Raw genomic sequence first — 26,423 nt, 5'->3', positions numbered from 1 at the left:
GGAAATACATAGTCCATTCGGCAATTGTTATACTTCAAATGAACAATCAGAAAAAGTACAGTCAGCCTTTCTGATGCTCCTCTTCTACTCAAACACCAACTCCAACTCATCCAACAACAACACGCTACTCGTACTGCCTGTAAAGTAATCGCCATACTTACTGGCTGAAGCGACGATCAATATATATGTTGGTTTTGTTGTTTGATCACGATATTCCATGTCGATGCGGAACTGGGTGTAATCTTTGACAGTTTCACCCTGAACCAGCTGACCGAAGGCGAGCAGATTCTCATTGTTCCAGGTCAGGTCGACAAATGTTCCGGTATTCGTATTGACAGGGAACGGAGATGTCCAGCCGGAAAACAAAGCCATATAAATATGGCAAGAATCCTTACGCCCTTCCAGCTCCTTATACGGATCTTTCGCTTTATCGATGGTACCGGAATTGTATTTATAATAGCCACGCAAAGCAGACGGACGACCCGTATACGGACGACCGAAATTCAACGAAGCACCACTCAGCCCTTCAACCTTACCAAAAGTCCCGGTATACAAACTACCGGCAGCAAACACACCGGCTACCGTTTTACTTTCCAGACGAGCAGCTTTCCCCTTTACGACATCACTGGTTTCCGGAGAAGTCGGATTCGCTTCACCTACGGCATTCGAGCCTTTGTTTCCTGAATCCCAGAAATAATTCTCCGGAGTCAGATCGAGGTCGGCATACCAGCTTTTGCCATCTTTAAACCAATCGTCCAACGAGAGGTTCGGCACCAACTCCACCGCCTCCGTCGTAAATGTTTTGATATCCTCGGATGCACCGTCCACCGTTAACTGATATTCATACTCCATAGCCGGTTTAAGATGCGTAAAGACCAACGTGAAGTTTCCTTCTTCATCTATCTCTATTTCACTGGAAAGCACTTCCTCCCAGCCTTCTTCCGAATCAGCCTTTGTCTCCGCCTGCGGTTTACCTCGATAGCGAGCCGAAACCTGCCCGGTCAATGTCTTACCCGTCACAACCGCCCGCTTTGCCCATGCCGACAAAGAGGTAAACGACATTCCGGCAGGCGGATACGCCACACTCACGGTCCATTCTTCCGTTTCATCAAAAGCGGATACCTGGAAAATACGAGGACGGGTAAAATCGGTTACCTCCGACGGTTCGGGTGTCGTTTTTGCAATGCTGCTACCTAACTGGAAGGTCTCTATTTTCACATTACGTAAAGAAGGCTGGGCTGTTGAATCCACATATATAATTACATTATGCGTATCAGCATCGATCAGGGAAGCCCCCAGCTGGTTTGCAACAGTTACTTTACGCAGTATATCATGTACCACCGTCACTTTCCAAGGATAATCCTGATACAAACGAAGCAGAAAAGAAACCGGTTTCTTAAAGTTCATTCGCGTATTGACCGTCTCGGGCAAACTGTCAACCGACACAAATCCGGTATCCGGGAAATGGCGGAAGTCTTTGCAAGCTATAGAATCCGGTATAACGGTCATACCCGAAGTAACGACCAGCTTTTCCACTCTCAGGTCCCTCAGGTCCAATGTATCCGCCACCTTTACAGAGACGGAAGCCGAAGTCTTATCGATCTTTACCGAAGTCTGTCCTTCAACGGCAAACTCTTCGATAATCCCTTCGATGGTAGGATAAGGCAGATCGTTTTCCACACAGCCTGTCAGCAGCAGACCTACTAAAAAACACCAGATACTATTTCTTCCCTTCATGCCCTGTTTTTACAAATAAAAAACAATACCTAAATCGATCGACAACAGATTGATCTTGAAATTAGCGGAACTTGCCGTGCGTTTCCCTTTATATACCTGATCTTTTGTCTGATCATACCAGTTGAAGTTCAAACCTGCCACACTAACCGAAGCCTCAGCTGCCACATAATCGTTAATAAAGACAGTCAGACCGGGAGCCACACCGATATTCAGGTTATGCTTTAACTGATACATACCGGAAAGATCGATTCCTGTACCTGAGCTACTGTTACTTTCTGAATAACCATACGACACACGCGCCTCATTAAACAATCCGAAACGCTTGCTGTCTCCCAGATTCAAATAGGTACGGAGAAAGATCGCCGCCGTATATGTATTGGATACAGACTTAAAATTATCGACATCAAAGCTCAGATCGTCACCCAGTTCCAGAGATATATTACCTATATCCGTATTGGTACGGGAATAGGAAAAGCGACCACCGATACTAATATTGTCGCGAATAAAATAACTCACCAACGGAGTCACCTTAAAGGTATACCCTTCGCTATTAATATCCTTCAACACAGATAAAAACTCAAAGTTTTCATCCACATGTTCGCTATAGGAAAACGTAGTACCAACCATCCATTGCCCTTTCGGGATAAAAGTTTTCATCAGAATACCCCGGTCATACTTGTTCTCCTTTGCCTTCGCCGGCAATACAGAACAACATATCAACAATATGGTAAGGGATAAGAGTTGTTTCATATTTGTTATTTAAAAGATTTCTCGTTATAATCAAAACCAAGTTCAAACTCATCGATATACAGCTTACTACCTTCCCCTCCTGTAAAGTAATCGCCATACTTACTTGCTGATGCCACGATCAAAATATATGAAGGCTTTCTATTAGTGTCCCGATATTTGATATCAATTTCAAACTTCTCATATTCTGTCATACCTGTACGGCTAGCTTCAGCTTCACTCAACTCACCATAAGCTAATATACTTGTATTATTTGTAGATAAATCGACAAATTGTCCTTTCTGTGTATTGACAGCGAACGGGGCAGTCCAGTCACATAAAACAATATATATACTACACTTATCCATCGAACCTTTTTGTAATTCCTTATACCCCCCTTGATCCACTTTTTGGGGAATATATCTATAATAACCTGTCAATTTTGTCGGACGACCTGTATACTGACGACCGAAATCAAGCTCTGCACCAGGATTTGTCGGATCCATTATAGCCTGTATAAAAGAGCCTGTATAAATATTTCCGGCAGCAAAAGCTCCAATACCTATAACAGTAGCCATTTCAGAATGAAGATAAGCTGCTTTTCCTTTTACAACAACATCCGAAACGCCTTCCGTTGGAGTTTTTTTAGCTTTCACTGCCCCTCCATTACCGGAATCCCAATAAGCATTATTCTGGTTAGCATTGGGATATACAATACCACCACTTTCACACCAATCATCAAAACTCAAATTAGGTACAATCGGTGTATCTTCTGTTGTAAATAGAGTAGATTCGCTTTGGTTCAGATTACCTTCTTCACCAGAAACTAAATAATACTCATACTCAGTATTCGCCTCCAAACCTATTACCAAAGCCGTCACATCACCTGTTGAAGGATTAACCTGTACATTATCAACAGCCTTGAAATCGCTTTCCCCTGTTTTCCGGAACATAAACACCTGCCCTACTTCATCTGCCGAGTACCCCTTCAATGTTGCAAATTTAGCCCATTTGATAGGATCATCCACACTGACTTTAACATCCGGACGAATTTCAAAAGAGAATGTCACTGACACTTCCTGATCGATCTGATCCAAAAGTTCTAATGTAAAAGTATGAATTCCGACCTTTAAGCCATTCGGTTCAAGCTTAGATATCAAAGTCTGAAAATCAAGTTCAAATAAGCCAGCATCTTGCGATTCTTCTCCTAATAAAGGAAATCCGATATTTTTCAGCAATGCCTGTTCTGACGACGATAAATTCACTAAATCAAACACCGGCATAGTAGACAATTGATAAGAATCAGCTTTTACCTTCAGCGATTTAATTCCAGCCGGAGCATAAAGCGAGAGATTAGCTTTAGGTATTTCAGGTTTTCCTATTTTATAAATGATCTTATTATTTTCATCAAAACCTTTTAATTTTAAAGAAGGTACTCCTTTTCCAAACAAATCTTCTTCTTTAATAAAGATATTATAAGTAACTTCTTTATTACTATCGTCCACTTCAATAGAGAAATCGCCTCCAGCCTCTTCATCTTCTTCTGGCGGTGTCGGATTCGCTAACTTAAAATGAAATACATAATGATAGCGTGGTTCAATATCCGCATGAACCTGCTGCAAAGTAAACTTATTTCCATCATTATTTGTCAAAGATAAACGAGTTGTCAGTTTTTCCGGAGAAAAATAACCAGCTCGATATTCATCCCTTGTATACAACAATTCACCGGAAACATTACTGACCTTTGTTTCATAGTTTATAAAATGTTCTTTCACATCATCACTATAGGTTACCGATACCTTGGTATTGGCTATCTGACAAGTAACCTTTACCTGTGTGATCTCACCTGCTTTTATAGAAACCTCTTCCCTCCCTGTATAGAAAGGGGATTCCCAAGAAGCCTCCCCTGAATGATTCGAACGGACAGCTATAACATAATCACCTTCCGGTAAAACCACCTTTTGTCCTTTTAAATCAGTCAAAAAGTCCTTATATGTTTTTACAGTATCTTCTTCTCCTGACAAAATATCAACCCGTAACGATTCAAAAACCACTTCATGTGTAGCCTTGGTTAATAACGTCTGGTCCTCTTCTACATTTAATAAAAGCGTTCCTACCGGATTGTATTTATCTTCATTACAGGCAAAAACAAGACAAACACATATTATAATATATAAACAACTTCTCAAACGTTTCATATCTTCCTATTTTGACAACTTGACAACTAATGTTTTTGATGCAGATTGTTTTTTCTCGTCTGTTGCTTTTATTGTAAACTTATATTCTCCAGGATCCAATATAGCAATCAAAGGCATGAAACTTGATATATCAAATACAGTCGATGTTATTCCTTTATTCGGTATATCCAATTTTAGATCCCTCAATACTTTTTCCTGTTTAGATGTTAAATTGCACATATCAAAAGAACTTCCCAATCCAAGTTCATCCAATAAAGGTTTCAATACATCAGACGAAATTGTTACCTGTAAAGAAGCTAATTTACCCGGAGTAGAGATTGCAATACGAACCTTTTTATTTTCTGCATTTGATGGAGTTAATTTAACGGGATCACCCATATCAAATCCATCACCTTTTATTGTAGGCTTAGCGGTAGAATCTCCTCCCGTATTATCATCACCGTCACCGGTACCATCATCTCCACCCGGTGTATCCGGCTTATCCGATTCCTCAAAGTGTGACGGTACTTCAATGATATAATCCTTCTCGATCAGAGACACATCAATTTTGATAACAGGCGCATTCACAGGGACATCCGGCACATTGGGATCATCACCGTCATCGGGATCGTCCGGATCATCGGGTTCTTCCGGTTCTTCCGAATCGTCACCACCTCCTCCATGATCAGGATCACCATCCGGCACAGTCGGAACTGTACCCAATTCGATCAGTACGTTGTTATGATTCAATATCTGATCATCTTTCGAAAAGTCATGCGAATACGTATGTACGGTATTATCGTGCGTAGTAGCATACATGGTAAAACGTAATGTACCTGTATTCTTCAAGTAAGCAATGCGGGCTTCATCTTTCTTGAGTGTTAGCACACCGACACCATTATCGATAACGATGGAATAATCTTCTTTAAACTGTGAATAAAACTCGTCCGAGCAAGCAAACTGTACCTTTTTATTCTGAAGGTTACATTGAGCAACCACCTTTGCCACCTCTTTTTCAGTAACCTTACAAACCGTATCACCTGCATAATAAGGAGAGTTGAAACCGGCATTCAGGTCCGATCCCATAGCTGCCCGAACAGAATATGTACCGACAGGCAACAACAAACCGCCTTCATCTCTCATAGCGGCATACGATTCATAATATTTTACCGTTTCACCCAAACTGTCGGCAATAGTTATAGAGAAATTATCAGGATTCAACAAATCCTCTTCCCCATCATCATCCCCCTTTGTATTAGGAGCTTTCGCTTCTTTCTCTGCCTTCACTTCCAGATCCAGCAGACCCACATTTTCATATGAGGGAGTTTCTTTATCCGAATCTTTTCCTCCCAACAGGTCTTTCTTCATTTCGCATGAAAAAAGAAAAGGAAGAAGAAACAAAACAATTGTAAGTATACGTATGTATTTCATTTTATTCCTGATCAATAAGCGTTACTGTTCGTAAGGATAGTTTTTCAGGGGTTTCACCTGCATCCAGATTAATGATATAATATTCGCCTAACTTCGGAGAAGTAGCCGGATTATTATCATCATTCTTTACACGATAAGTACGTTCGGGATACCACTTATCATCACCCAAACGGACTTTTACCTTTACCACTAATTCATCGCAAGCGTCTATGAAATAACCTACATCCGTCTTTTCTTTCGAGAACGTCCAGTCGGCTACCCCGTTAGAGACTTTCACTTCGTAATCATAGTTATTCGGCTGTTCTTCCAGCTTCTTTTTGAATTGCTCGGAGAGAACCAGTTCAACACCGATACTCTGAAACGTACATTTCAAAGCGACATTAGTCGTTGTCTTTTCTTCAATAACAAACTCCTGCTGTTCTACAAAATAAGGCTTGTCGGAAACTTTCGTTTCTCCCAATTTATAGGAACTGGCAATCGCTGAATAATCTCCACAAGGAAGAATCAACGGAAGACCGGCTGCTTTCATATCAGTGAAAGTATCAAACTCTTTCACTACTGCACCGTTCTCATCCAGGATTCCGACATAAAAATTATCTGCCTCTATATCGGTAAAGTCCGCACTCTTCGTAATCACCGGAATAGTAATCTGCGTAGGAGTGTTATTCTTTAAACTCAATCCACCTGTACCATCGACATAAGACGATTGGTTCATTTCCGCATCTTCACCGCAGGATGTAAAAGCGGTGAAGAGAGGGAATAGTAAGGTGTATAATAATATCTTTTTCATATTTTGATTATTCGTATATTAATGAAACATCATCTACAGTAAGAATACTACCAATATGACGAGAATCACCATAACCTCCAAATGCTCCTTTACTTCCTTGTACATCAAGCGTAGCTGGTGAAGCAGCATCAGTTGACAAAAATACAATAGTCATTTTTACTGCTTTTTTCATTATAGAGTATTCAACAGGTATAATAGCTTCTGCATATTCATCTGTAGCTGTTTTTATTATCAGTTCACCATATCCAACAGAAGAATTATCTTCTGACCATAATTGAACATAAGCTTTACTTGTCTCGTTATTATAAGAGTAAAATTTATAATAAAATCTTACTCCGGAAGGACGGGTTGAAAATGGTTTGCCAAAAGACTCTTTGTGGCTACCAAGGTCATAATCTCCAACATACAACATACCTGCCGTTCTATATGCTACAGGATGATTTCCATCAACCCAAGTATTCTTTCCCCAACCCACAGTTGCTATTTCCATCGCATTATCAGCCTCAAAAGCAACGATATTAAAAGTTTTTCCACCAAATCTATTCATATGATTTGTTGCTGTATAATTTATTTCTTTTGTTGGAACTACCCCCGGATAGGCTGCATAATACCATGAACTACTACCTTTGGGTTGAGTAGTTGTCCTATTTGATGTATTCCACCAACCTGTAGAGACCTCTTTAAAAGGGTAAAAAGCATAAATATTCATTCCCCCTATACCAGCTTCCTCCCATACCTTCTCACTCGAATACTCTTCAAAGCCTGCATTCGGAATATAATAAACAGGATTTTCAGTTGTTACGGTTACTTCTTTCCGATATTTATCATTATAAATGACACAAAGATCATATTTCGTATTCGGCTCTAACCCTATAAGGGTAGTCTTATAGATAGTACTTCCTTGTGCTTCTTTTATCAAACCGGGCGATTCCATGTTAAGCCAGCTCCCAGTACCACTTACACGATACTGAAATCTCAACTTCTTTGAATTTCCGTTTTTTATATCTGTACGCAATACAATTCGTTTCGCAAATGCAGCTCCATCATCCGTTAAAAAATCAAATTCGGGAGCATTTACTTTTATCGTATAAGGTTGCTGATTTTCAGAAGTCTGACCATTATTATCTTTCAAACTAAAGGAGAAACCATAATCAGTGAAACTATTTTCTTCAGCAGTCAAACCTTCCGTAAATTGTTTGGGGAATGTAACTGTTGCAGACGTATTTTGTACATCCAGTTTGATACCATAATCTGCCTCAAGTTTAGAGACACCTTCATCCGTAAATATATACTCCTGAGTGACAGCATCATGGAGAACAACAAACTTTGTTTCATTCACATTAATGCCACCTTCCATAGAGACTGATGCTACACACTCTTTAGACAGAGGTTCACCTTCCACTATTTCCATTTCCGGGAAACCCTCAAAATCAACAATAGGCAAGGAGCTTGCTTGTACATTTACTTTCAACACTAATGGATACGGATCTGTCTGTTGCTCTTTTCCTGTGGCATCCGTCCCATAGAAATGGAATGTGTACAGAGTTGTTCCCTCTAACGGAGCTTTCAAGTTGCGAATAGCATCTTTCAAATTCAAGGCTCCTGTTTTTCTAATCTTTGAAAGATTCGAATTTTCAATACCTTCTACATCCCAATTAAAGTGAGCTTCCAATGCGGCTTCTACACCTTCGATTGTTGTTAAATCAAAAATAGTTGCATCTTCTTCATCCATTGTATCCGGCCAATATTTAATATACAAATGACCTATACCACCAGGCATACCAAAACCGATGGATAAATCGGTTGTAAATGTGCTTGTCTTAACCGTCAATTCATCTCCATTTTTAAACTTAGCAGGAATCAGCGTCGGCTCCTTAAACGGCTTCCACATAAAATCCGGAATCTCCGTCGTCATCGTCACTTCCTCCATCGTATCATCCAATACAATATCCAGCCCGATTCCATCCAGCGCCTCCCCGTCCGTCTTAAACACCAGACGGACATTCTGTCGGCGTTCCAGCTTCAATGCAGTCGGTACGTAATATGTTTTCTCCGTCTCTTCAGTTATTTTCTTCAGTTTGATACCGATAGCGATATCCGTTCCGTCCTTGTCCACCTGCATATATGCCGGACGCGTTTCGCCTCTGGTAATCTCCAAATCGGCAGTCGTATACGAAGAACTCAGCAAAACCGTATACTCTGAATACGCTTCCTTAAAATCGTCGGTATATTCAGCCGTGATCCGTGCATTCCCCAATGTCGCCGTCACCTCCAGCGGTGTACTCATCCCCTCTTTTACGGTAAAGGCAGTACTCCCCTCAAAATAAGGATTCTCGAATTCAGCAGGAAGGTTATTGCCTTTGGAGGCAACTATTGTGTAGGCACCTTCGGGGAGTTCGATCTCGGAGGGCATTTTGTCAAAGCGGTCGTATGATTTTACTGTGTCTTTATCGGTGACGATACGGATCTGGTAATCCTCTACGGTCAGGAATTTCTCAAACTCATCCGAAACAGCCTTTGTCAGATTCGAGTTCACTCCTTTCTTCAGGGAGGTTGTATCGGCAGTCAAACTTAAACGGAGCTTTCCCGAATGGGCGGAAGAACCGTCTTTCTGGTCATCACAAGCAAACGAACCTATTATTAATACAGAAATATATGCAAATAATGCCATAGTTCTTGCAGAACCATGTCTTTTCTTTATTTCCATCCCTCTCATCTACCTATTTTATGGTTATTTGTTCAACCTTATTTAATACTAGCTATTTATACGCACTTTTAACCGGATGCAAAGTAACATTGAAATCCAAGATCCCGCAAGGTCTATTTATGCGATTATGTGTTCTTTTTTTTAGATATGCACCTAATCGTATTCACCTATTTAGTTATTTATATGTTAAATCAGTGGAGAAAGAGGCATGCCAAGGTGTTCTATTTATAAGAATACAGGTCAGCCATTGAAAAATAATACATACATTTGCAAAGAGAAAAACAGAGAGAGATGGACACAAATATACCCAAGGAGCTACCCAAATTAGACATTCCGGAAGACTGGATTGTGGGGACGGATATCAGCAAGGAAATACTAAGTATGTATACCAATTTCCCTTGCCGGTTGAAGGCCGGTATCTTTGTGCTTTGTATGCAGGGAGAAATTGAGGCTTCGATCGATACGACCGGCTACCAGGTCAAAGCAAACGACTTCGTGATTATCCTCCCCGGCAGTATCCTCCAGATACACAGGGTGGAAGGCGACTTGAAGATCTATTTTATCGGCTATTCATCACAGTTTATCACCTATGCCAATATCGTTAAACCGACTCTCGATATCTTTTACACAATAAAGACTAACCCGGTGATTTCACTGAAAGAAGAGATCGCCCAACTCTTCAGCGAACATTTTGCACTCCTGGCAAAAACCTATCTGACCTACTATGGAAAGATCAACAAGGAAATTATTAAACACATGCTCTTCACACTGGTTCACGGGCTGGGAGAACTATATAAGGATATCAAAATAACAAAAACTATCACAGGGAAAAGCGAAAGAATAGCAAACGACTTCTCAAAACTCGTCATGCAACATTACGCAACAGAGCGCAGTGTCGCTTTCTATGCCAACGAGTTAGGTATCACACAAGCCCACCTGAGCACGACTGTCCGCCAGGTTACCGGAAAGACTTGCCTGGAGATCATCGCCTCGATGGTTATCATGGATGCCAAAGCACAATTGAAGTCGACAAACACCAGCATTCAAAATATTGCCTACTCGCTGAATTTTACGAATATGTCTTTTTTCGGAAAATACTTCAAACGGCATGTCGGCGTAGGGCCACTGGAGTATAGAAATAGCTGAAGTTCTGCAAGAACTCACTCCTTTTTGTTTTTTTTGACGGAATTGCATTCATGCATTCACAAAAGAGCATATAACATTCACACATAACGATTTATAATATGAATGCACTTCGGAAAAATGCATTCATACATGGGTTCATTATGCCTTCATCCGAAAGTTATTCCGGGTCGATATTCGACTCGATTACCAAAGGGCCCGTTTCAGGTTCATCCTTCCTGACCGGGCGGGTATAGATCGACATGTGACGCGTGCCACCTTCTTCGAGCGTGCCTTCTTCCACAAAACCGGCCAGCTCTTTCCGAGCCGTATAATCCGAGCAACCGTTCAGGCTGCGGTATTTGAGAACGGTGATGTAAGGATGCCGATCCATGTACCATTGCAGGCGACGGTATTTTTCTTCGTCGCTGAAAGTCCGGCATTTCTCCTCCCGGATACGGGAGAGAGGCATCGTTTTCAGTCTGTCTTTCAAGGCCTGGCAACAACGGAAGTTCACATTTTTGAAGTGCACCGACTCGCTACGCAGCTCCTTCTTATCCATCACCGGACGCGACTTGAGCGAAACGCTGAAAAAGCCCAATCCCTCGATCTCCACATTATTTCCTCCCTGCAGGTTTTCCGCTACCAGATCGGTTATCAATTTCAAAGCACCCGAAATATCCGCTTCCGAAAAGGTGGAACGATCTTTCCCATACCGCATCAAATCTCTGATACTATACGTTTTATACGGGATGAGACGCGGATGGAGCAGCTTCTTCCCACCACTTCCCTTCGGATCCGGATTTTCTTCCATTCTGTATCTGGCTTCCATACTACTACTATTTACAGGTTAACTCACTAGATATTATTGTTTATGTCGGCACTTCTTATTCTTTCGGCAGTTGGCAAAAGAATATTCGACTATTGTCAAAAGATTATTTGCCAGCTGTCGAAAGATCTTTTGCCTGTTAGCGAACGAATAAGAAGTCGGCATCTAAGATATAAAAAGTAAGCATATAAACCATAAAATACAACGACTTATTTCTTAGACGCGGACAGAGTAAATAGTGGGTAAGTATCGGCCAAAATGCTTTTAAAACAAGCACATAGGCATGTATATTTGTCTCAGAACATCTAAAAAACATGATATATGGAAGCTACTATCTACAAAACAACCGGCAAGAAAATGAAAAAGATCGCGTTAACCGCCTTGTTGGAGGGGATGCGTACGGAGCAAAAACAGATTCCGGTAACTGCTTTCCGCAACAGTCTGAATTATTGCATGCCGGAAAGTCAGCCGACCTATGCGGAGAAACTTCCGGTGGCCATTTTCAGCGGTGTTTACCGGGAGGAATCCGGCAGTGCAGCCATCCGGAAGTATAACGGTATCATCTTGGTAGAAATAAATGGGCTGGCAAGTCGCCCGGAAGCAGACGGATTACGGAAGCAAGCAACGGAAATATTGCAAACAATGGCAGCGATTATCGGTTCAAGCGGCAAAAGCGTAAAAATACTGACTCGTTTCACGCTGCCCGATGGTTCATTGCCACAGGAAGAAGAGTCAATCCGCTTATTTCATGCCCATGCGTATCGCCGGGCTGCCATTTTCTATGGGGAACAATTACAGAGGAGCATTACCCCGACCTCGCCGTTGCCATCGAAAGGGATGCGCTACACGCTCGATCCCGACCTTTATTACAACCCTGACGCACTCGCTATCCGTATGCCGCAGCCACAGCAGGAACCGGACGAATCTGCCATGAAGGAGAAGCCGGAAAACAAACCCGATCCGCTCCACCGCCTGATGCCGGGATACGAACGTTATCAGGTTATCGCCCGCCTGTATAATGTGGCACTCAAAAACACGTTGCACACAACACCTGTTCCCGATGCAAAGGCCGACAAGCAGCCGTTTCTGGTGAATCTGGGCGAGCATTGCTTCCGTTGCGGGATACCGGAAGAGGATGCCGTACGCTGGACGTTGCTGCATACGGGGTTGCGGGGGTTCGAACCGGAACTGAGGGATACCTTGCGCACTTGTTATCTGCTGGGGAAGAATTTCGGCAACAGGCCGGGATTGTCGAACGGACAGATCCTGATGGCACAACTGGACGACTTCATGCACCGCCGCTATGAGTTCCGGCGCAACAAACTGAAAGGGGGGATGGAATACAGGGAGCAGTGTTCGTTCTGTTTCCATTTCCGCCCGGTCACCGACGAAGTGGTCAACACGATCAGCATACAGGCACAAAAAGAAGGGATAGAATTATGGGACAGGGATGTGAAACGGTTTATTTTTTCCACACGAACACCGCATTTCAATCCGTTGGAGGCTTATCTCGGCAATCTGCCGGAATGGGATGGGACAGACAGGATACACGCACTTGCCGGTACGCTGCCTACCCGAAACGAGAACTGGCGGGATCGGTTTTATGTCTGGTTTCTGGGAATGGTGGCCCAATGGAGACAGATGGACCGGATGCACGGAAACAGTGTGGTTCCGCTACTGGTAGGCCCGCAGGGATGCGGTAAATCGACCTGGGCACGGGCTATTCTTCCACCGGAGCTACGCGAATATTATGCCGAGAGCCTCGACTTCAGCAGCAAGAGAGAGGCGGAACTGGCACTGGGACGCTTTGCATTGATTAACCTGGATGAGTTCGACTCGATCAACAGCAACCAGCAGGCTTTCCTGAAACATTTGTTGCAAAAACCGGAAGTGAAAATACGTCGTCCTTACGGGCAAAGTATCTGTACGCAACAACGTTACGGCACTTTCATCGCGACCTGCAACAACACCGATTTGCTGACCGACCCGACCGGCAGCCGCCGTTTTATCTGTGTAGAAATGGACGGGCGGATCGACAACCGGCAATCCATCTGCTACGAGCAGTTATATGCACAGGCAATGACGGCATTGAATAATGGCGAACGGTATTGGTTTACGCATGAGGAAGAGATCCGTATCATGCAGGACAACCGGAGTTTCCAGCAGTCGACCCCGGAGGAGCAGTTTTTCTTCCAGTACTATCGCCAGCCGGAGGAGGGAGAAAAAGGACAGTGGCTTCCGGCCATCGAAATCCTACTCGATATACAAAAGCAGAGCGGCATGCATATCAGCAAAACAAACATGGCCATCTTCGGACGTATCCTGCAAAAGAACGGGATTGCTAAAAAACATACCGCAAAAGGAAATATATGGTACGTAATGAAGGCATAAATGAATGATATTTAGTGGAAATGAACCCGGTTCGTACAACCGGGTTCATAATACAACCCGCTGATTGCAAGAATATTAATACCCAACATGAACCTTATGAATGATATTTCCCGGAAAACGTCTATTGATTGTCCGGTATAGGCTGTAAATCGAAAGCCAATCCCAAAGCCGACACAATACGAATAAAGCTGGACAACTGCATATCCGTTTCCCCTTTCTCTATCTTTGCGATATATGAACGTTCTTTCCCTACTCTGTCCGCCAACTCTTTCTGGGTTAGTTTTAACTCCTTCCGGCGGTCACGAAGCATTTCTACAATCCCCAGCTCTCTCTGTCGAGATTACGATAATTGATAGCTTCTGCCAGGTGGCGGGCTTCTATCTTTTCGGAGTCGTCGAGATCGGCGATGGTACGGGAGACTTTCAGGATACGGTCGTAGGCACGTGCGGATAGGCTCAGGCGCTGCATGGCCGTCTTAAGCAGAGCCAGTCCGGCAGCATCGGGAACGGCATAAGTATGCAAGAGCTGGGTACTCATCTGGGCATTGCAATAAATCCCTTCATGACCGGCAAAACGTTTCTCCTGGACAGAACGCGCTTTGATCACCCGTTCCCGTACATCAGCACTCGGCTCGGAAGGACGTTGTTCGGAGATCTTTTCAAAAGGAACAGGGACGATCTCTACCTGTATATCTATCCGGTCCAGCAGTGGGCCGGAAACACGGTTCATATACTTCTGAACTGCACCCGGAGGACAAAGGCAGGGGCGATCGGGATGATTATAGTAGCCGCACGGGCACGGGTTCATAGAAGCTACCAACATAAAGCTGGCCGGATAATCGACCGAAAAACGGGCACGCGAAACCGTAATCTTCCGGTCTTCCAACGGCTGGCGCATTACCTCCAGGACACTCCGGTTAAACTCCGGCAACTCATCCAGGAAAAGCACACCGTTATGTGCTAGACTCACTTCTCCCGGCTGCGGATAAGCTCCGCCTCCCACCATGGCCACATTCGAAATAGTATGATGCGGTGAACGGAACGGACGTTGCACCATCAAGGAAGTCTCCACCCCTATCTTCCCGGCAACGGAATGGATCTTTGTCGTTTCGAGAGACTCATGCAAGGAAAAAGGCGGAAGAATAGTAGACAGGCGTTTTGCCAGCATCGACTTTCCACTACCCGGAGGCCCGATCATAATCAAATTATGTCCACCGGCTGCGGCTACTTCCAACGCACGCTTCACATTTTCCTGCCCCCGTACATCGGAGAAATCGAATTCAAACTGTTGCTGACGGGCGTAAAACTCTTCCCGCGTATTAACGACAGTCGGCTGCAAATCCCGTTTACCTGCAATAAATTCGATTACCTCTTTGATATTCAAAGCCCCATAAACATCCAGGTCGTTGACCACAGCCGCCTCACGGGCATTCTGTTTTGGAAGGATAAACCCTTTAAACCCTTCTTCCCTCGCCTTAATCGCTATGGGGAGAACCCCTTTTACCGGTTGGAGGCTACCGTCCAGTGACAATTCCCCCATCAACAGAAAGCGATCCAGCCGTGAAACATCCAACTCCTCGGCCGCAGCCAATATACTGATAGCTAATGGCAGGTCGTACGACGAACCTTCCTTGCGGATATCGGCCGGTGCCATATTAACAACGATACGGTTACGGGGAAATTTGTATCCGCTCACCTGGAGGGCAGAAATAATACGTTCGTGACTTTCGCGTACAGCGACATCGGGAAGGCCTACCAGAAAGAACTGGATACCTTTTGTACAATTCACCTCAATGGTTACGATGGTTGCAGAAATGCCCTGCACGGCAGCAGCATAAGATTTTACTAACATAATTAAAAGGTTTTGATTGGAAATTTAAATTCGTTTATCTTATCATTCTACCAGTTTTTCTAGTGTTTGTTCTATTTCCAGCCCATTGTCCGTCTTCAAGATGATCTTACCTTCTTCATCGATCAGGAAACAACGGGGAAGTGCATTTACATTATACAGATCGACCAGCATAGTGGCTTGGCCTGCAGAGTCAGTTACCAGGTTCCAGTCGATACTGTCTTTTGCCAGCAGTTTACGGACTTCCCGGGGATCATCATCCAGGCTGACCAGCAGCATTTCAACTTTATCTTTCGGATATTTCACCGCTACCTTATCCAAAAACAAATCTTCCGTCTGGCACATATCGCACCACGGAGCTGTAAAAGCCAATAACAGATAACGTTTCGGGAAAGAGTCCAAGCTTACGGTCTGACCATAAATATTCTTTACACTAAATCCCGGAGCTTCGGCACCCAGCGAAGTACGTTGCGCCTTAGCACTGTATTCCTGTAGTTTACGGATCAAATAAAAATCGTTCAGCTTAGGACTCAACACCGCCAGCAGTTCATCCATCTTACGGGTATCGTCCGGGTTCATAAAGAAATACTGCAACAATACTGCGGAAGCTTCTTCATCGGGATGTTCCTGAATATAGGCCTGTGCACGTTCGCTCAACGAATGACTTACATTCGTCAGGCGGGAAGGAAGATCCGTCTCTTCGATTGTATTCGTATGACTACTTTTATTATTCAGGATATTGACCAGGTCGGCCTGTTCCTTCAATAAAGGAGCAACCCCCTTGCGGAAATTCGTCAGCTGGTCGTTGATACGTCCACCTTTCACCTGCAACAGAGAAGGATAAAGAGCGTCGCCGGTAATGGTCACTTTCTCACCGGGTATCAGGTAAGCAGTAGTCCAGCGTTTCTTATGATCGAAAAAGATAGTAACGGTATTGAAGTCACCTTCACTCCGCTTTAAGGAGAACTGTCCGGGTTTTTCGCAGGTAATGGTGTCGACTACTTTATAACTGTCATTCTCAAAAACGGCATATAGCGCCTCATCTTCCAGATTAGACAATTTGCCTTCAATCCGGTAAGGAACGCCCCCGCCACATGATGACAAGAACAATACGACTCCGAAAAACAGTAATAAACGTTTAATCATTATACCTTAAAACCCCACATTAACAGATAATTTGCGGTAAAGATAACAATAGAATTTAAATTATGCTAACATTTATGATAAAATTAATTCAGATATATAAAAAAAGCGTAGAACAAATGTTCTACGCTTTTCGATAGCTTTATTCTTAACCGTTGATAAAAAATTACCTTCGGTAGGAAAATTACAATTTCGGACCAGCAGCAACCAAAGCTTTACCAGCTTCGTTTCCAGTGAACTTAGCAAAGTTCTTGATGAAACGACCTGCCAGGTCTTTTGCTTTTTCATCCCACTGAGCAGCGTCAGCGTAAGTGTCGCGAGGATCAAGGATCTTCGGATCAACGTTCGGCAATTCTGTCGGAACAACGAAGTCGAAGTAAGGAATAACCTTAGTCGGAGCTTTGTCGATAGAACCATCCAGGATAGCGTCGATGATACCTCTTGTATCTTTGATAGAGATACGTTTGCCTGAGCCATTCCATCCAGTGTTAACCAGATAAGCCTTAGCACCGGTCATTTCCATTTTCTTAACCAATTCTTCGCCGTATTTAGTCGGGTGCAATGACAAGAAAGCAGCACCGAAACAAGCAGAGAATGTAGGAGTCGGTTCAGTGATACCACGTTCTGTACCAGCCAATTTAGCTGTGAAACCAGACAGGAAGTAATACTGAGTCTGTTCCGGGTTCAGGATAGATACCGGAGGCAATACACCGAATGCATCAGCAGACAGGAAGATAACCTGTTTTGCGTGCGGGCCTTTAGATACCGGCTTAACGATGTTTTCGATATGATAGATCGGATAAGAAACACGAGTGTTTTCTGTTACGCTCTTATCTGCGAAATCGATTGTACCGTCAGCAGCAACTGTTACGTTTTCCAACAGAGCGTCGCGTTTGATAGCGTTGTAGATATCCGGTTCGCTTTCCTTGTCCAGGTTGATAACCTTAGCATAGCAACCACCTTCGTAGTTGAATACACCTTCGTTATCCCATCCGTGTTCGTCATCACCGATCAACAGACGTTTCGGGTCAGTTGACAAAGTAGTCTTACCTGTACCAGACAGACCGAAGAAGATAGCTGAGCTAGTTCCTTCTTTATCTGTGTTAGCAGAGCAGTGCATAGAAGCGATACCACGAAGCGGGTTCATGTAGTTCATGATAGAGAACATACCTTTCTTCATTTCACCACCGTACCAAGTGTTCAGGATAACCTGTTCTTTAGTCTTCAGGTTGAAAACTGTAGCAGTTTCAGAGTTCAGACCCAGTTCTTTGTAGTTGTCAACTTTAGCTTTAGAAGCGTTGAAGCAAACGAAATCAGGTTCACCGTAGTTAGCCAGTTCTTCAGCTGTCGGACGGATGAACATGTTAGTTACGAAATGTGCCTGCCAAGCTACTTCCATGATGAAACGAACTTTCATACGAGTTGCTTCGTTTGCACCGCAGAATGTATCGACAACGAACAGACGTTTGCCTGACAATTCTTTTACAGCTTTAGCTTTCAGATCAGCCCATGCTTCTTCAGTACAAGGCTTGTTATCGTTTTTATATTCTTCAGAAGTCCACCATACAGAGTCTTCGCTGGCTTCGTTCTTTACAAAGAATTTATCCTTAGGTGAACGACCTGTGTAAACACCAGTCATTACGTTTACAGCACCCAGTTCTGTTACCTGACCTTTTTCAAAACCTTCCAAAGACGGTTTTGTTTCTTCTGCGAACAGAACATCATAAGACGGATTGTGTAAGATTTCTGTTACACCTGTAATCCCGTACTTGCTTAAATCTAAATTAGCCATTCTTGATAATAATTTAAATGATTGACTTTATATAACTTTTCTCTCTCTCGAATTAAAAATAACAGGGCTCTAATACCTACTTGTAACTTGCTGTTACCCCGCCTTGTTAAGACCGGTACAAAAGTAATATTTTTTTTTATAGCTGACACTCTATTAAGGAAATTTTTCAGTAATAATTGCTCTTTTCCATGCAATTAACAAATACACTAGTCTATTTGCAAACCAGACCTTACAATTAGTAATAAAAATGTCAGACCGGGTATCCACTCACAAAAAAGAGGGGCGATCTAACAACCGGCCCCTCTCTATATTACTTTTCCATTTGCATGTTATTTTACTTCCCAAATCTCACCCTGCATCAAGAAATCTTTCAGTTTACGGGTAGGATTTTTGGCTTGCACTTCTTCGATCTGCTGATGAACGGCCTGATCGTATACGGGAGCATCCACATCGCGGATAATACCCAGAGCAATAGGCATATCGTCTTTCATCATGGCCAGCATCATGTGAAGGGTCGTATCTTTTTCATGTGCATCATGAACCAGGATATCGTCCAATGTATAACCATCTTCACCGATTGTCACAACTTTCAGTTTCAGGCCATCCAGAACAATACCTTTGTTACCGTCTTTTCCGAAGATCATCTTTTCGCCATGACGCAGGAAGATAGTACGGTCTGCACGGAATTCCTTATCGACAATGCTCTTATGGATACCGTCATTAAAGATAACACAATTTACAAGCACTTCCGTTACAGAAGCTCCTTTATGGCGGGCAGAAGCAGCCAGGACTTCAGTTGTATTTTTCAGGTCTACGTCGATCACACGGGCAAAGAAGTTTCCACGTGCGCCCAAAGCCAGTTCAGCCGGGATAAACGGGTCTTCTACCGTACCGTAGGGAGAACTCTTTGATACGAAACCACGTTCGGATGTCGGAGAGTATTGCCCTTTGGTCAGACCATAGATTTTATTATTGAAAAGTACAATATTCAAATCGATATTACGACGTATGGCATGGATAAAATGGTTACCACCAATAGCCAGACAGTCGCCATCACCTGTAATCAGCCATACACTCAGGTCGGGACGGGCGGTTTTTACACCTGTTGCAATAGCAGCACCACGCCCGTGGATCGTATGGAAACCGTATGTATTCATATAATAAGGTAAGCGGGAAGAACACCCGATACCAGAGATAACGGCCATATTGTGAGGAGCCACTCCTACTTCAGCCATTGCTTTGTGCAAACAGTTCAATACGGCATGGTCTCCACAACCCGGACACCAACGAACATACTGGTCGCTCTTATAATCTTTCGGTTCGAATTTTATATCTGTCATTTTTTAAGCCTCCAATATTTTAGTGAATTCCTCAACTAATCTCGCAACAACGAAAGGCTGTCCCTTTACGCGATTGAATTTATACGGATTAAATCCGGGTACTTTAGCACGCAAGTAGTTTGCAAACTGTCCGTTATTCTGTTCAGCAACCACAGCTTTTTTGAACTTAGAAAGTACTTCAATTGTATTCTTCGGCAGCGGGCTGATGAATTTGAAGTGAGCCATTGCGACTTTCTTTCCTTGTTTCTGCATGGTTTCCATCGCTTCATACAAGTGGCCGTAAGTTCCACCCCAGCCAATCAACAGCAGGTCGGCATCAGGATCACCGATCACTTCCAGTTCAGGGATATAGTCGGCAATCTTGTCGATCTTAGCCTGACGGGTGGAAACCATCTTCTGGTGATTGATCGGATCAGTCGAGATAGCACTTGTCTCATAGTCTTTTTCCAAACCACCCAGACGATGTGCGAAACCTTCCATACCCGGGATAGCCCAGTAACGAACCAAGCTTTCCTTATCGCGACGGTAGGCTTTCCATACCTTTTCTTCTGTATAGTTAGATACGTAATTCGGTTTGATTTCCGGATACTTATCCAGGTCAGGCAACTTCCAGGCAGACGAACCGTTTGCAATGAAAGCATCTGTCAACAGGATAACCGGAGTCATATGCTCAACAGCCAGTTTAGCTGCCCAGAAAGCAGCATCGAAACAGTCTGTCGGAGTTGAAGCGGCAATAACAACCAGCGGGCTTTCACCGTTACGTCCGTGAAGAGCCTGCATCAGGTCGGTTTGCTCACTCTTGGTAGGCATACCGGTTGAAGGACCACCACGTTGCACGTCGATAATAACCAAAGGTATTTCAGCTATTACAGCCAGACCGATCGCTTCACTCTTCAGGGCCAGACCCGGACCGGAAGTAGATGTAGCAGCCAGGCTGCCGGCAAAACTGGCACCGATAGCCGTACAGATACCGGCAATTTCGTCTTCTGCCTGTACGGTAACAACCCCCAGGTCTTTACGTTTTGACAATTCATGCAGGATATCCGTTGCCGGAGTAATAGGATAGCTTCCCAGGAATAATTGAAGGCCAGACTTTTCTGCAGCAGCGATCAGCCCGTAAGAAGTAGCCTTGTTTCCATTTACATCGGTATAGAAACCCGGTGCTGCCTTTTCGCTTTCGATACGATAGGTGGAAACCGATGCGTGGATATTATGTCCGTAATTATAACCATCGGTCAACGCTTTGATATTAGCTTTCGCGATAGCCGGTTTTTTGGCAAACTTATTTTGAAGCATATTCATCGCCTCTTCCAGAGGACGGTCGAACAACCAGCAAACAAGTCCTAATGCGAACATATTCTTACAACGTAGAGCAGACTTATTATCCAGGCCAAATTCAGCCAGACCGTCTTTCACCATTGTCGAGATCGGAGCGGCTACAACCTGCACACCACCCAAACCTAATTCTTTAAAAGGATCGTCTGTAGTAAACAATGCTTTGTCGAGATCCGACTTCTTGAAAGAGTCGGTATCGATGATAACAATCGAGTTCTGTTTGATATTCTTTACATTCACTTTCAGCGCGGCCGGGTTCATTGCTACCAATACATCCGCCTTATCGCCAGGAGTGAAGATTTTACGTGATCCCAGATGAACCTGAAATCCTGATACACCACTAAGTGTTCCTTGTGGAGCACGAATTTCTGCCGGGTAGTCGGGAAACGTAGAGATCTCATTTCCGAGGATAGCCGACAGATTTGAAAAGATTGTTCCGGTCAACTGCATACCGTCTCCGGAGTCCCCGGAGAAACGAACTACAACCTGTTCCAAAGTTGTTACTTTTGTCTGTTCTGCCATAATTACTTATATTAGCTTTAATCGCTTGTTTGTAGTTAGATTTCCGCAAAGTAAAGAATAAACTTGGCTAGTTCAAAACTTTTGAGGCTTAAAAAGCAGAGAGATATAGATCCAGATTATTCGACGATAAATTAAAATGATTAGAGACATAACTGCTTACAGGTTTTCCACAATACATATAAACACCTGAGCGAAAGCCGTCATCTGACTTTATCATATTCTGGACCGACCCGGCATCTCCCAAAGAGAGGAAGATCGGGACGAATATATTACTGAAAGCCATTGAAGTTGTACGCGCCACCCGGTTACTTATATTGGGTTTGCAATAATGCAATACGCCGTATTGTTCGAACACGGTTGGATCTGTTTTACCCAAACAGCAGGTCGTTTCGAAGCAACCACCCTGGCTGATACGCAGGTCGATCACCAGTGAACCACGTTTCATAGTGCGAACCAACTCTTCTGCGATCACATAACGGTAACGGGTATTGATATAACGCATGGCTCCGATCACCACATCGGCAGTACGGAAAGCATTGTGTAATACATTAGGATGGAAGTTGGAAGTGAAAAGTCCCTGCCCCAATACCTGCTGAATAGTGCGCAGCTTGTTTATATCATCGTCGAAGACTTTAACCGATGCTCCCAGTGCCAGGGCAGCCCGTGCAGCAACGGTACCGGCATTTCCGGCTCCGACAATAACTACTTCGGTTGGCGATACACCAGGTATTCCTCCCAGAAGGATACCTTTTCCTCCCTGTACATTGCTTAACAATTCGGAAGCGATGGTAATAGCGGCCGTTCCTTCTATCTCGGAGATCACATTCAACACCGGACATCTCCGTTGGTCGTCCGACAGCAGCTCGTAGGCAATCGCCGTAATCCGTTTGGCCATCATCAGTTCGAATGCCTCGGCGGCAAACAGGTTGAGTTGCACCATCGAAAAGAGCGTCGAGCGAGGTTTCATCAATAGGATCTCTTCCGGTAACGGTGGAAGGATTTTTAGGATAATATCGGCTTGAAATACTTCTGCAGGAGTAGAAACAATTTCAGCTCCGGCTTCAGAGTAATGGTTATCGGAATAGTTTATTCCCAGCCCAGCCCCGGTTTCAACCAATACATGATGTCCACGGTCGGTCAACATATCAACGGCTTCGGGGGTAAGCACCAAACGTTTTTCCCCTTCTTTCCGTTCCCGGGGAATACCTATCAGCAAACGATTGTTCACCTTACTCAATTCCTTCAACAGTTCCTGAGGGATGTATGCTCCCTGCACCTGCTTGCCTCCTGTTGCTTCCATAATACGACTCCTGTCGGCAACTCCTACAATTGCCTTTACCTTATTATATTATAATATTTTCTCTAATGCTTCTGTAATTTTGTGTACATCAGTCTCTGTCAACATCACTTCCGCATCAAACACGATTGAAGCTTTCGTATAAAAAGGAGTTCTTTTTTCCAGACTCTCGGCGATAAACGCTACCAGTTCGTCTCCGGAACGGCCTTTCAATACCGGACGGGTTGTCTTACAGGTATCCAAGCGTTTTGCCAGTTCTTCCACCGAAACTTTCAGGTAGACGGTCGTCCCGTTTTCGTTCATAAACTCCATGTTATCAAAAAAGCACGGAGCACCGCCACCGGTGGATATCAATACATCCTCGAACATCGAGACTTCATGAAGCATCCGGCGTTCGATATCCCGGAAGGCCTCTTCTCCTCTTTCAGCAAATATCTGCCCGACAGTTTTATGATAACGGGCTTCGATGTAACAGTCCAGGTCAATAAAAGAGAGTCCCATCCGTTCCGCCAGATCTTTTCCGACCGTCGTTTTTCCGGCACCCATATAACCTATCAAAAAAATACGCTTCATCTCGTATATGATTGTTTACCGCAAATGTAAAGTTTTTTTTCCTCATAACTATGATTTCCTTAAATTATAGTTGGTATCTGAAAAAGTCGTTTCGATGTATTACCTTTGTATTCGTATCTGAATAATAGCAGACAATGGCGAAGAGTAAATATTATGTAGTATGGAAAGGACTGAACCCGGGTGTTTACGACAACTGGGCGGAGTGTAAGATGCAGGTGGAAGGACAGGATGGAGCGAAATACAAGTCTTTCGAAACCCGTGAAGAGGCAGCTGACGCCTTCGAAAAAGGGTATTCCTTTTACCTGAAAGCTGCATCGTCTGCCAAAGCAGCTTCTAACCTGGCACCGCAGGCCCCGATCGGGAAACCTATCAACGAAAGTCTGGCGGTCGATGCTGCATGTAGCGGCAACCCGGGTGATATGGAGTACCGAGGTGTCTACACTGCGACCGGACAGGAGATTTTTCATATCGGTCCTTTAAAGAAAGGGACTAATAATATCGGAGAATTTCTCGCCCTCGTACACGGCCTGGCCCTACTGAAACAGAAAGGTAGCGACTTGCCTATTTATTCAGATAGCCGTAATGCCATCATCTGGGTCAAAAAGAAGAAATGCAAAACATTGCTGGAACGCGAGCCTGTCAACGAGCCGATCTTCGACCTGATAGAACGAGCCGAGAAATGGCTGAATACGAATACCTATACCACTACGATCCTGAAATGGGAGACTGCAGTATGGGGAGAGATCCCGGCTGACTTCGGACGGAAATAAAGTACTAACAAATGATATCTGATTGTATGAAGAACAAGATCACTTACATTTTCTCCAGCGGAAAAAATCCGAAATTCGTTTATTACGGAATCAATCTGCTACGTCAGTTAATTCCTTCTGCTTTTTTCAGGATGAGAAGAAAAAGAAAGATTGCCAAACTGATCGCTTCGCGCTCCGACATGGATTACATTGAAAGCAGGGTCAATTACTACAACAAGCTGAATGCTCCGGTACAGTTGCCGGCCGATGCCCCGATACTGGCCGACCATAAAATGCCTAAAAAGAAAAAAGTATATTTCTTCGACTCATTCGAATATACCCGATGGTTTCCAAAAGAATTGCACTGGGGATATCTGCCGGGCGATATTATAATCGTACCCGATTATCCTTCTATTGTAAAAAGTAGACCTTTGGTCACCGGTGACCAAAGGTTGTCTATAGACAACACCAATTCCATTGTTATGAAATTGGAAAAAGACCGTCACTTTGTATTTGTCAACGACACCAAACCTTTTCACGAAAAAATGAACCGGGTTATCTTCCGCGGAAAAGTAAAAGGCAAACCCAGCCGCCGTGTACTCATGCAAATGTATTTCAACCATCCGATGTGCGACCTGGGCGACGTAAGCAAGCATACCGATGACCCACAGGAATGGCAAACAGCCAAAATGACGCTTAAGGAACATCTGGATTTTAAATTTATCCTCTCTATGGAAGGAAACGATGTTGCCAGCAACCTGAAATGGGTCATGTCATCCAATTCGATAGCCGTGATGCCTCGGCCTACCTGCGAAACATGGTTCATGGAAGGCACATTGATCCCCAATTACCATTACATCGAGATCAAAGACGACCTGTCCGACCTGGAAGAACGGCTGAATTATTATATCGAGCATGAAGACGAAGCCCTGGAAATCATTAAACATGCCCACGAATATGTAGCTTTCTTTAAAGACAAACAACGGGAAGACCTGATCAACCTGTTGGTTCTTCAGAAATATTTTGAAAAGACCGGCCAATTACCGGGTTAAAAACAACGGATATAAGCCAATGAGAAAGTGTCGTACAGAATATCCTGCAGGCCGTGTTTGTATCTGAATGAGACGATATTTTTCTTTATCTCATAGTTCAGTTTCGAACGAAAGATCATTGGCTTATCTCCTTCTCCCCTGTAACCGCGAAAACCGGAATAGTCGACATCCAACGTAAAGTTATGGCAAGTACCCTGCAAGCCAAGCCCATAACAAAATGCATCATTCTGCCGATTCTGATAATTATTGGTCATCCAGCAATAAAAACCGATCATACCCTGGGCACGAACCGACAAAGTCTCTTCCGGGTTTTTCCATAAGGTACGCCCCACGTTGCAATCGAACCAGTAAGAAGCAGCATCCGTATAACGAGCATCGCACAAACGTCCGCCGCTAGCTGTTTTCAGGTTGGCGCTGACAATGACATCCATCCATTTCTCATTAGATAGTACCTGATAATGAAAACCGAAGATAGCATCGCCGTGACAAGGGATCGGCTGTTTTACTTCTACGGCATGACGCTCATCGCGTACCTCCGGTGAAGTCTCATACCACTCCTGAATTACTCCTTGAACCGTTACTCCCGCACGTCCCTTTGCAATAGGAATATATAAGCGGGCATAAACATCCTTCGTCTTATCTCCGGGCATCGTATGGTATTCTCCTCTGAGTTCTACTTCCCAGCGGGATGAGAGTTTTCCTCCCAATAATTCCGGCATCGGAAAAGCGTTGGCTCCAAAATAACGAGGAGTGTATACCAGCAAGGGGACTTTATCCCACCAGTTTTCCGCTTGTACGGAAGATAATGATAATAAACAACAAATAAAAAGAGAAAAGAGCGTCTTTGTTTTCATCCTATACG

19 protein-coding genes and 1 pseudogene are annotated in these 26,423 nt (G+C 43.8%); 4 read left to right on the top strand and 16 right to left on the bottom strand.

Annotated features, from left to right (window positions below; all coding sequences use genetic code 11):
• Positions 1-84: 84 nt before the first annotated feature.
• The 6 genes from BQ7394_RS24860 to BQ7394_RS24835 are packed head-to-tail and all read right to left on the bottom strand — an operon-like array spanning position 85 to position 9,568.
• Positions 85-1,737, bottom strand: a complete 1,653-nt coding sequence (locus tag BQ7394_RS24860; protein WP_075559846.1) for a PCMD domain-containing protein — start codon at positions 1,735-1,737, stop codon at positions 85-87.
• A 9-nt stretch (positions 1,738-1,746) separates the two neighbouring features.
• Positions 1,747-2,487: a hypothetical protein gene (locus tag BQ7394_RS24855; protein WP_075559845.1), complete on the bottom strand. Its 741-nt coding sequence runs from the start codon at positions 2,485-2,487 to the stop codon at positions 1,747-1,749.
• A gap of 5 nt (positions 2,488-2,492) precedes the next feature.
• Entirely contained in the window at positions 2,493-4,661 is a 2,169-nt protein-coding gene (locus tag BQ7394_RS24850; RefSeq protein WP_075559844.1) for a PCMD domain-containing protein, read from the bottom strand.
• A gap of 6 nt (positions 4,662-4,667) precedes the next feature.
• Positions 4,668-6,071, bottom strand: coding sequence for a DUF4493 domain-containing protein (locus tag BQ7394_RS24845; protein ID WP_075559843.1), 1,404 nt, complete (start codon positions 6,069-6,071; stop codon positions 4,668-4,670).
• Position 6,072: 1 nt separating this feature from the next.
• A complete protein-coding gene (locus BQ7394_RS24840) occupies positions 6,073-6,861 on the bottom strand; it encodes a DUF4493 domain-containing protein (RefSeq protein ID WP_075559842.1) in 789 nt (262 codons plus the stop codon).
• Positions 6,862-6,868: 7 nt separating this feature from the next.
• Positions 6,869-9,568 (bottom strand): DUF4493 domain-containing protein, encoded by a 2,700-nt coding sequence (locus tag BQ7394_RS24835; protein WP_161951816.1) that lies wholly within the window; start codon positions 9,566-9,568, stop codon positions 6,869-6,871.
• 303 nt (positions 9,569-9,871) lie between these two features.
• On the opposite strand from BQ7394_RS24835, the gene BQ7394_RS24830 reads away from it, so the two are divergent.
• A complete protein-coding gene (locus BQ7394_RS24830) occupies positions 9,872-10,714 on the top strand; it encodes a helix-turn-helix domain-containing protein (RefSeq protein ID WP_075560240.1) in 843 nt (280 codons plus the stop codon).
• A gap of 157 nt (positions 10,715-10,871) precedes the next feature.
• Here BQ7394_RS24830 and BQ7394_RS24825 read toward each other — a convergent pair whose 3' ends face one another.
• Positions 10,872-11,522, bottom strand: coding sequence for an HU family DNA-binding protein (locus BQ7394_RS24825; protein WP_075559841.1), 651 nt, complete (start codon positions 11,520-11,522; stop codon positions 10,872-10,874).
• Between the two features lie 318 nt (positions 11,523-11,840).
• On the opposite strand from BQ7394_RS24825, the gene BQ7394_RS24820 reads away from it, so the two are divergent.
• Positions 11,841-13,910 carry a VapE domain-containing protein gene (locus BQ7394_RS24820; protein ID WP_075559840.1) on the top strand — a complete coding sequence of 690 codons (2,070 nt, stop codon included), beginning with the start codon at positions 11,841-11,843 and terminating at the stop codon, positions 13,908-13,910.
• Between the two features lie 121 nt (positions 13,911-14,031).
• Here the strand turns inward: BQ7394_RS24820 and BQ7394_RS24815 are convergent.
• The 8 genes and pseudogenes from BQ7394_RS24815 to BQ7394_RS24780 form a co-directional block, all read right to left on the bottom strand.
• Positions 14,032-14,223 (bottom strand): annotated as a pseudogene (locus tag BQ7394_RS24815) (helix-turn-helix transcriptional regulator); the annotation flags it as partial.
• On the bottom strand, positions 14,223-15,761 hold the full coding sequence (locus BQ7394_RS24810) for a YifB family Mg chelatase-like AAA ATPase (protein ID WP_075559839.1): 1,539 nt from the start codon (positions 15,759-15,761) through the stop codon (positions 14,223-14,225). The pseudogene BQ7394_RS24815 and the gene BQ7394_RS24810, both read right to left, overlap by 1 nt.
• Positions 15,762-15,803: 42 nt before the next feature.
• Entirely contained in the window at positions 15,804-16,904 is a 1,101-nt protein-coding gene (locus tag BQ7394_RS24805; RefSeq protein ID WP_075559838.1) for a TlpA disulfide reductase family protein, read from the bottom strand.
• Positions 16,905-17,085: 181 nt separating this feature from the next.
• The gene (pckA, locus tag BQ7394_RS24800; RefSeq protein WP_075559837.1) at positions 17,086-18,693 is read right to left on the bottom strand and encodes a phosphoenolpyruvate carboxykinase (ATP); all 1,608 of its coding nucleotides are present in this window, start codon (positions 18,691-18,693) and stop codon (positions 17,086-17,088) included.
• Positions 18,694-19,022: 329 nt separating this feature from the next.
• Positions 19,023-20,033 (bottom strand): 2-oxoacid:ferredoxin oxidoreductase subunit beta, encoded by a 1,011-nt coding sequence (locus BQ7394_RS24795; protein ID WP_075559836.1) that lies wholly within the window; start codon positions 20,031-20,033, stop codon positions 19,023-19,025.
• A 3-nt stretch (positions 20,034-20,036) separates the two neighbouring features.
• Positions 20,037-21,890: a 2-oxoacid:acceptor oxidoreductase subunit alpha gene (locus tag BQ7394_RS24790; protein ID WP_075559835.1), complete on the bottom strand. Its 1,854-nt coding sequence runs from the start codon at positions 21,888-21,890 to the stop codon at positions 20,037-20,039.
• A gap of 88 nt (positions 21,891-21,978) precedes the next feature.
• Positions 21,979-23,190 carry an alanine dehydrogenase gene (locus BQ7394_RS24785; protein WP_075559834.1) on the bottom strand — a complete coding sequence of 404 codons (1,212 nt, stop codon included), beginning with the start codon at positions 23,188-23,190 and terminating at the stop codon, positions 21,979-21,981.
• Positions 23,191-23,238: 48 nt separating this feature from the next.
• Positions 23,239-23,760 (bottom strand): shikimate kinase, encoded by a 522-nt coding sequence (locus tag BQ7394_RS24780; RefSeq protein ID WP_075559833.1) that lies wholly within the window; start codon positions 23,758-23,760, stop codon positions 23,239-23,241.
• Between the two features lie 134 nt (positions 23,761-23,894).
• Here BQ7394_RS24780 and BQ7394_RS24775 point away from each other — a divergent pair, with 134 nt between their 5' ends.
• On the top strand, positions 23,895-24,530 hold the full coding sequence (locus BQ7394_RS24775) for a ribonuclease H1 domain-containing protein (protein WP_075559832.1): 636 nt from the start codon (positions 23,895-23,897) through the stop codon (positions 24,528-24,530).
• 26 nt (positions 24,531-24,556) lie between these two features.
• Positions 24,557-25,561, top strand: a complete 1,005-nt coding sequence (locus BQ7394_RS24770) for a glycosyl transferase family 90 (RefSeq protein WP_075560239.1) — start codon at positions 24,557-24,559, stop codon at positions 25,559-25,561.
• Here BQ7394_RS24770 and BQ7394_RS24765 read toward each other — a convergent pair.
• Positions 25,558-26,415, bottom strand: coding sequence for a hypothetical protein (locus BQ7394_RS24765; RefSeq protein ID WP_075559831.1), 858 nt, complete (start codon positions 26,413-26,415; stop codon positions 25,558-25,560). The genes BQ7394_RS24770 and BQ7394_RS24765 overlap by 4 nt on opposite strands.
• Positions 26,416-26,423: the final 8 nt, after the last annotated feature.

The sequence above is a fragment of the Parabacteroides timonensis genome (assembly GCF_900128505.1).
GTDB classification, from domain to species: domain Bacteria; phylum Bacteroidota; class Bacteroidia; order Bacteroidales; family Tannerellaceae; genus Parabacteroides; species Parabacteroides timonensis.
Note: the sequence above shows the minus strand (reverse complement) of the source record. Positions and strands in the feature narration are given on the sequence as shown.

Excerpts from the sequence above, each read along its gene's own strand:
- BQ7394_RS24860 (WP_075559846.1), bottom strand. The coding sequence starts at position 1,737 with ATGAAGGGAAGAAATAGTATCTGGTGTTTTTTAGTAGGTCTGCTGCTG.
- BQ7394_RS24855 (WP_075559845.1), bottom strand. The coding sequence starts at position 2,487 with ATGAAACAACTCTTATCCCTTACCATATTGTTGATATGTTGTTCTGTA.
- BQ7394_RS24850 (WP_075559844.1), bottom strand. The coding sequence starts at position 4,661 with ATGAAACGTTTGAGAAGTTGTTTATATATTATAATATGTGTTTGTCTT.
- BQ7394_RS24845 (WP_075559843.1), bottom strand. The coding sequence starts at position 6,071 with ATGAAATACATACGTATACTTACAATTGTTTTGTTTCTTCTTCCTTTT.
- BQ7394_RS24840 (WP_075559842.1), bottom strand. The coding sequence starts at position 6,861 with ATGAAAAAGATATTATTATACACCTTACTATTCCCTCTCTTCACCGCT.
- BQ7394_RS24835 (WP_161951816.1), bottom strand. The coding sequence starts at position 9,568 with ATGGAAATAAAGAAAAGACATGGTTCTGCAAGAACTATGGCATTATTT.
- BQ7394_RS24825 (WP_075559841.1), bottom strand. The coding sequence starts at position 11,522 with ATGGAAGCCAGATACAGAATGGAAGAAAATCCGGATCCGAAGGGAAGT.
- BQ7394_RS24820 (WP_075559840.1), top strand. The coding sequence starts at position 11,841 with ATGGAAGCTACTATCTACAAAACAACCGGCAAGAAAATGAAAAAGATC.
- BQ7394_RS24810 (WP_075559839.1), bottom strand. The coding sequence starts at position 15,761 with ATGTTAGTAAAATCTTATGCTGCTGCCGTGCAGGGCATTTCTGCAACC.
- BQ7394_RS24805 (WP_075559838.1), bottom strand. The coding sequence starts at position 16,904 with ATGATTAAACGTTTATTACTGTTTTTCGGAGTCGTATTGTTCTTGTCA.
- pckA (WP_075559837.1), bottom strand. The coding sequence starts at position 18,693 with ATGGCTAATTTAGATTTAAGCAAGTACGGGATTACAGGTGTAACAGAA.
- BQ7394_RS24795 (WP_075559836.1), bottom strand. The coding sequence starts at position 20,033 with ATGACAGATATAAAATTCGAACCGAAAGATTATAAGAGCGACCAGTAT.
- BQ7394_RS24790 (WP_075559835.1), bottom strand. The coding sequence starts at position 21,890 with ATGGCAGAACAGACAAAAGTAACAACTTTGGAACAGGTTGTAGTTCGT.
- BQ7394_RS24785 (WP_075559834.1), bottom strand. The coding sequence starts at position 23,190 with ATGGAAGCAACAGGAGGCAAGCAGGTGCAGGGAGCATACATCCCTCAG.
- BQ7394_RS24780 (WP_075559833.1), bottom strand. The coding sequence starts at position 23,760 with ATGAAGCGTATTTTTTTGATAGGTTATATGGGTGCCGGAAAAACGACG.
- BQ7394_RS24775 (WP_075559832.1), top strand. The coding sequence starts at position 23,895 with ATGGCGAAGAGTAAATATTATGTAGTATGGAAAGGACTGAACCCGGGT.
- BQ7394_RS24770 (WP_075560239.1), top strand. The coding sequence starts at position 24,557 with ATGAAGAACAAGATCACTTACATTTTCTCCAGCGGAAAAAATCCGAAA.
- BQ7394_RS24765 (WP_075559831.1), bottom strand. The coding sequence starts at position 26,415 with ATGAAAACAAAGACGCTCTTTTCTCTTTTTATTTGTTGTTTATTATCA.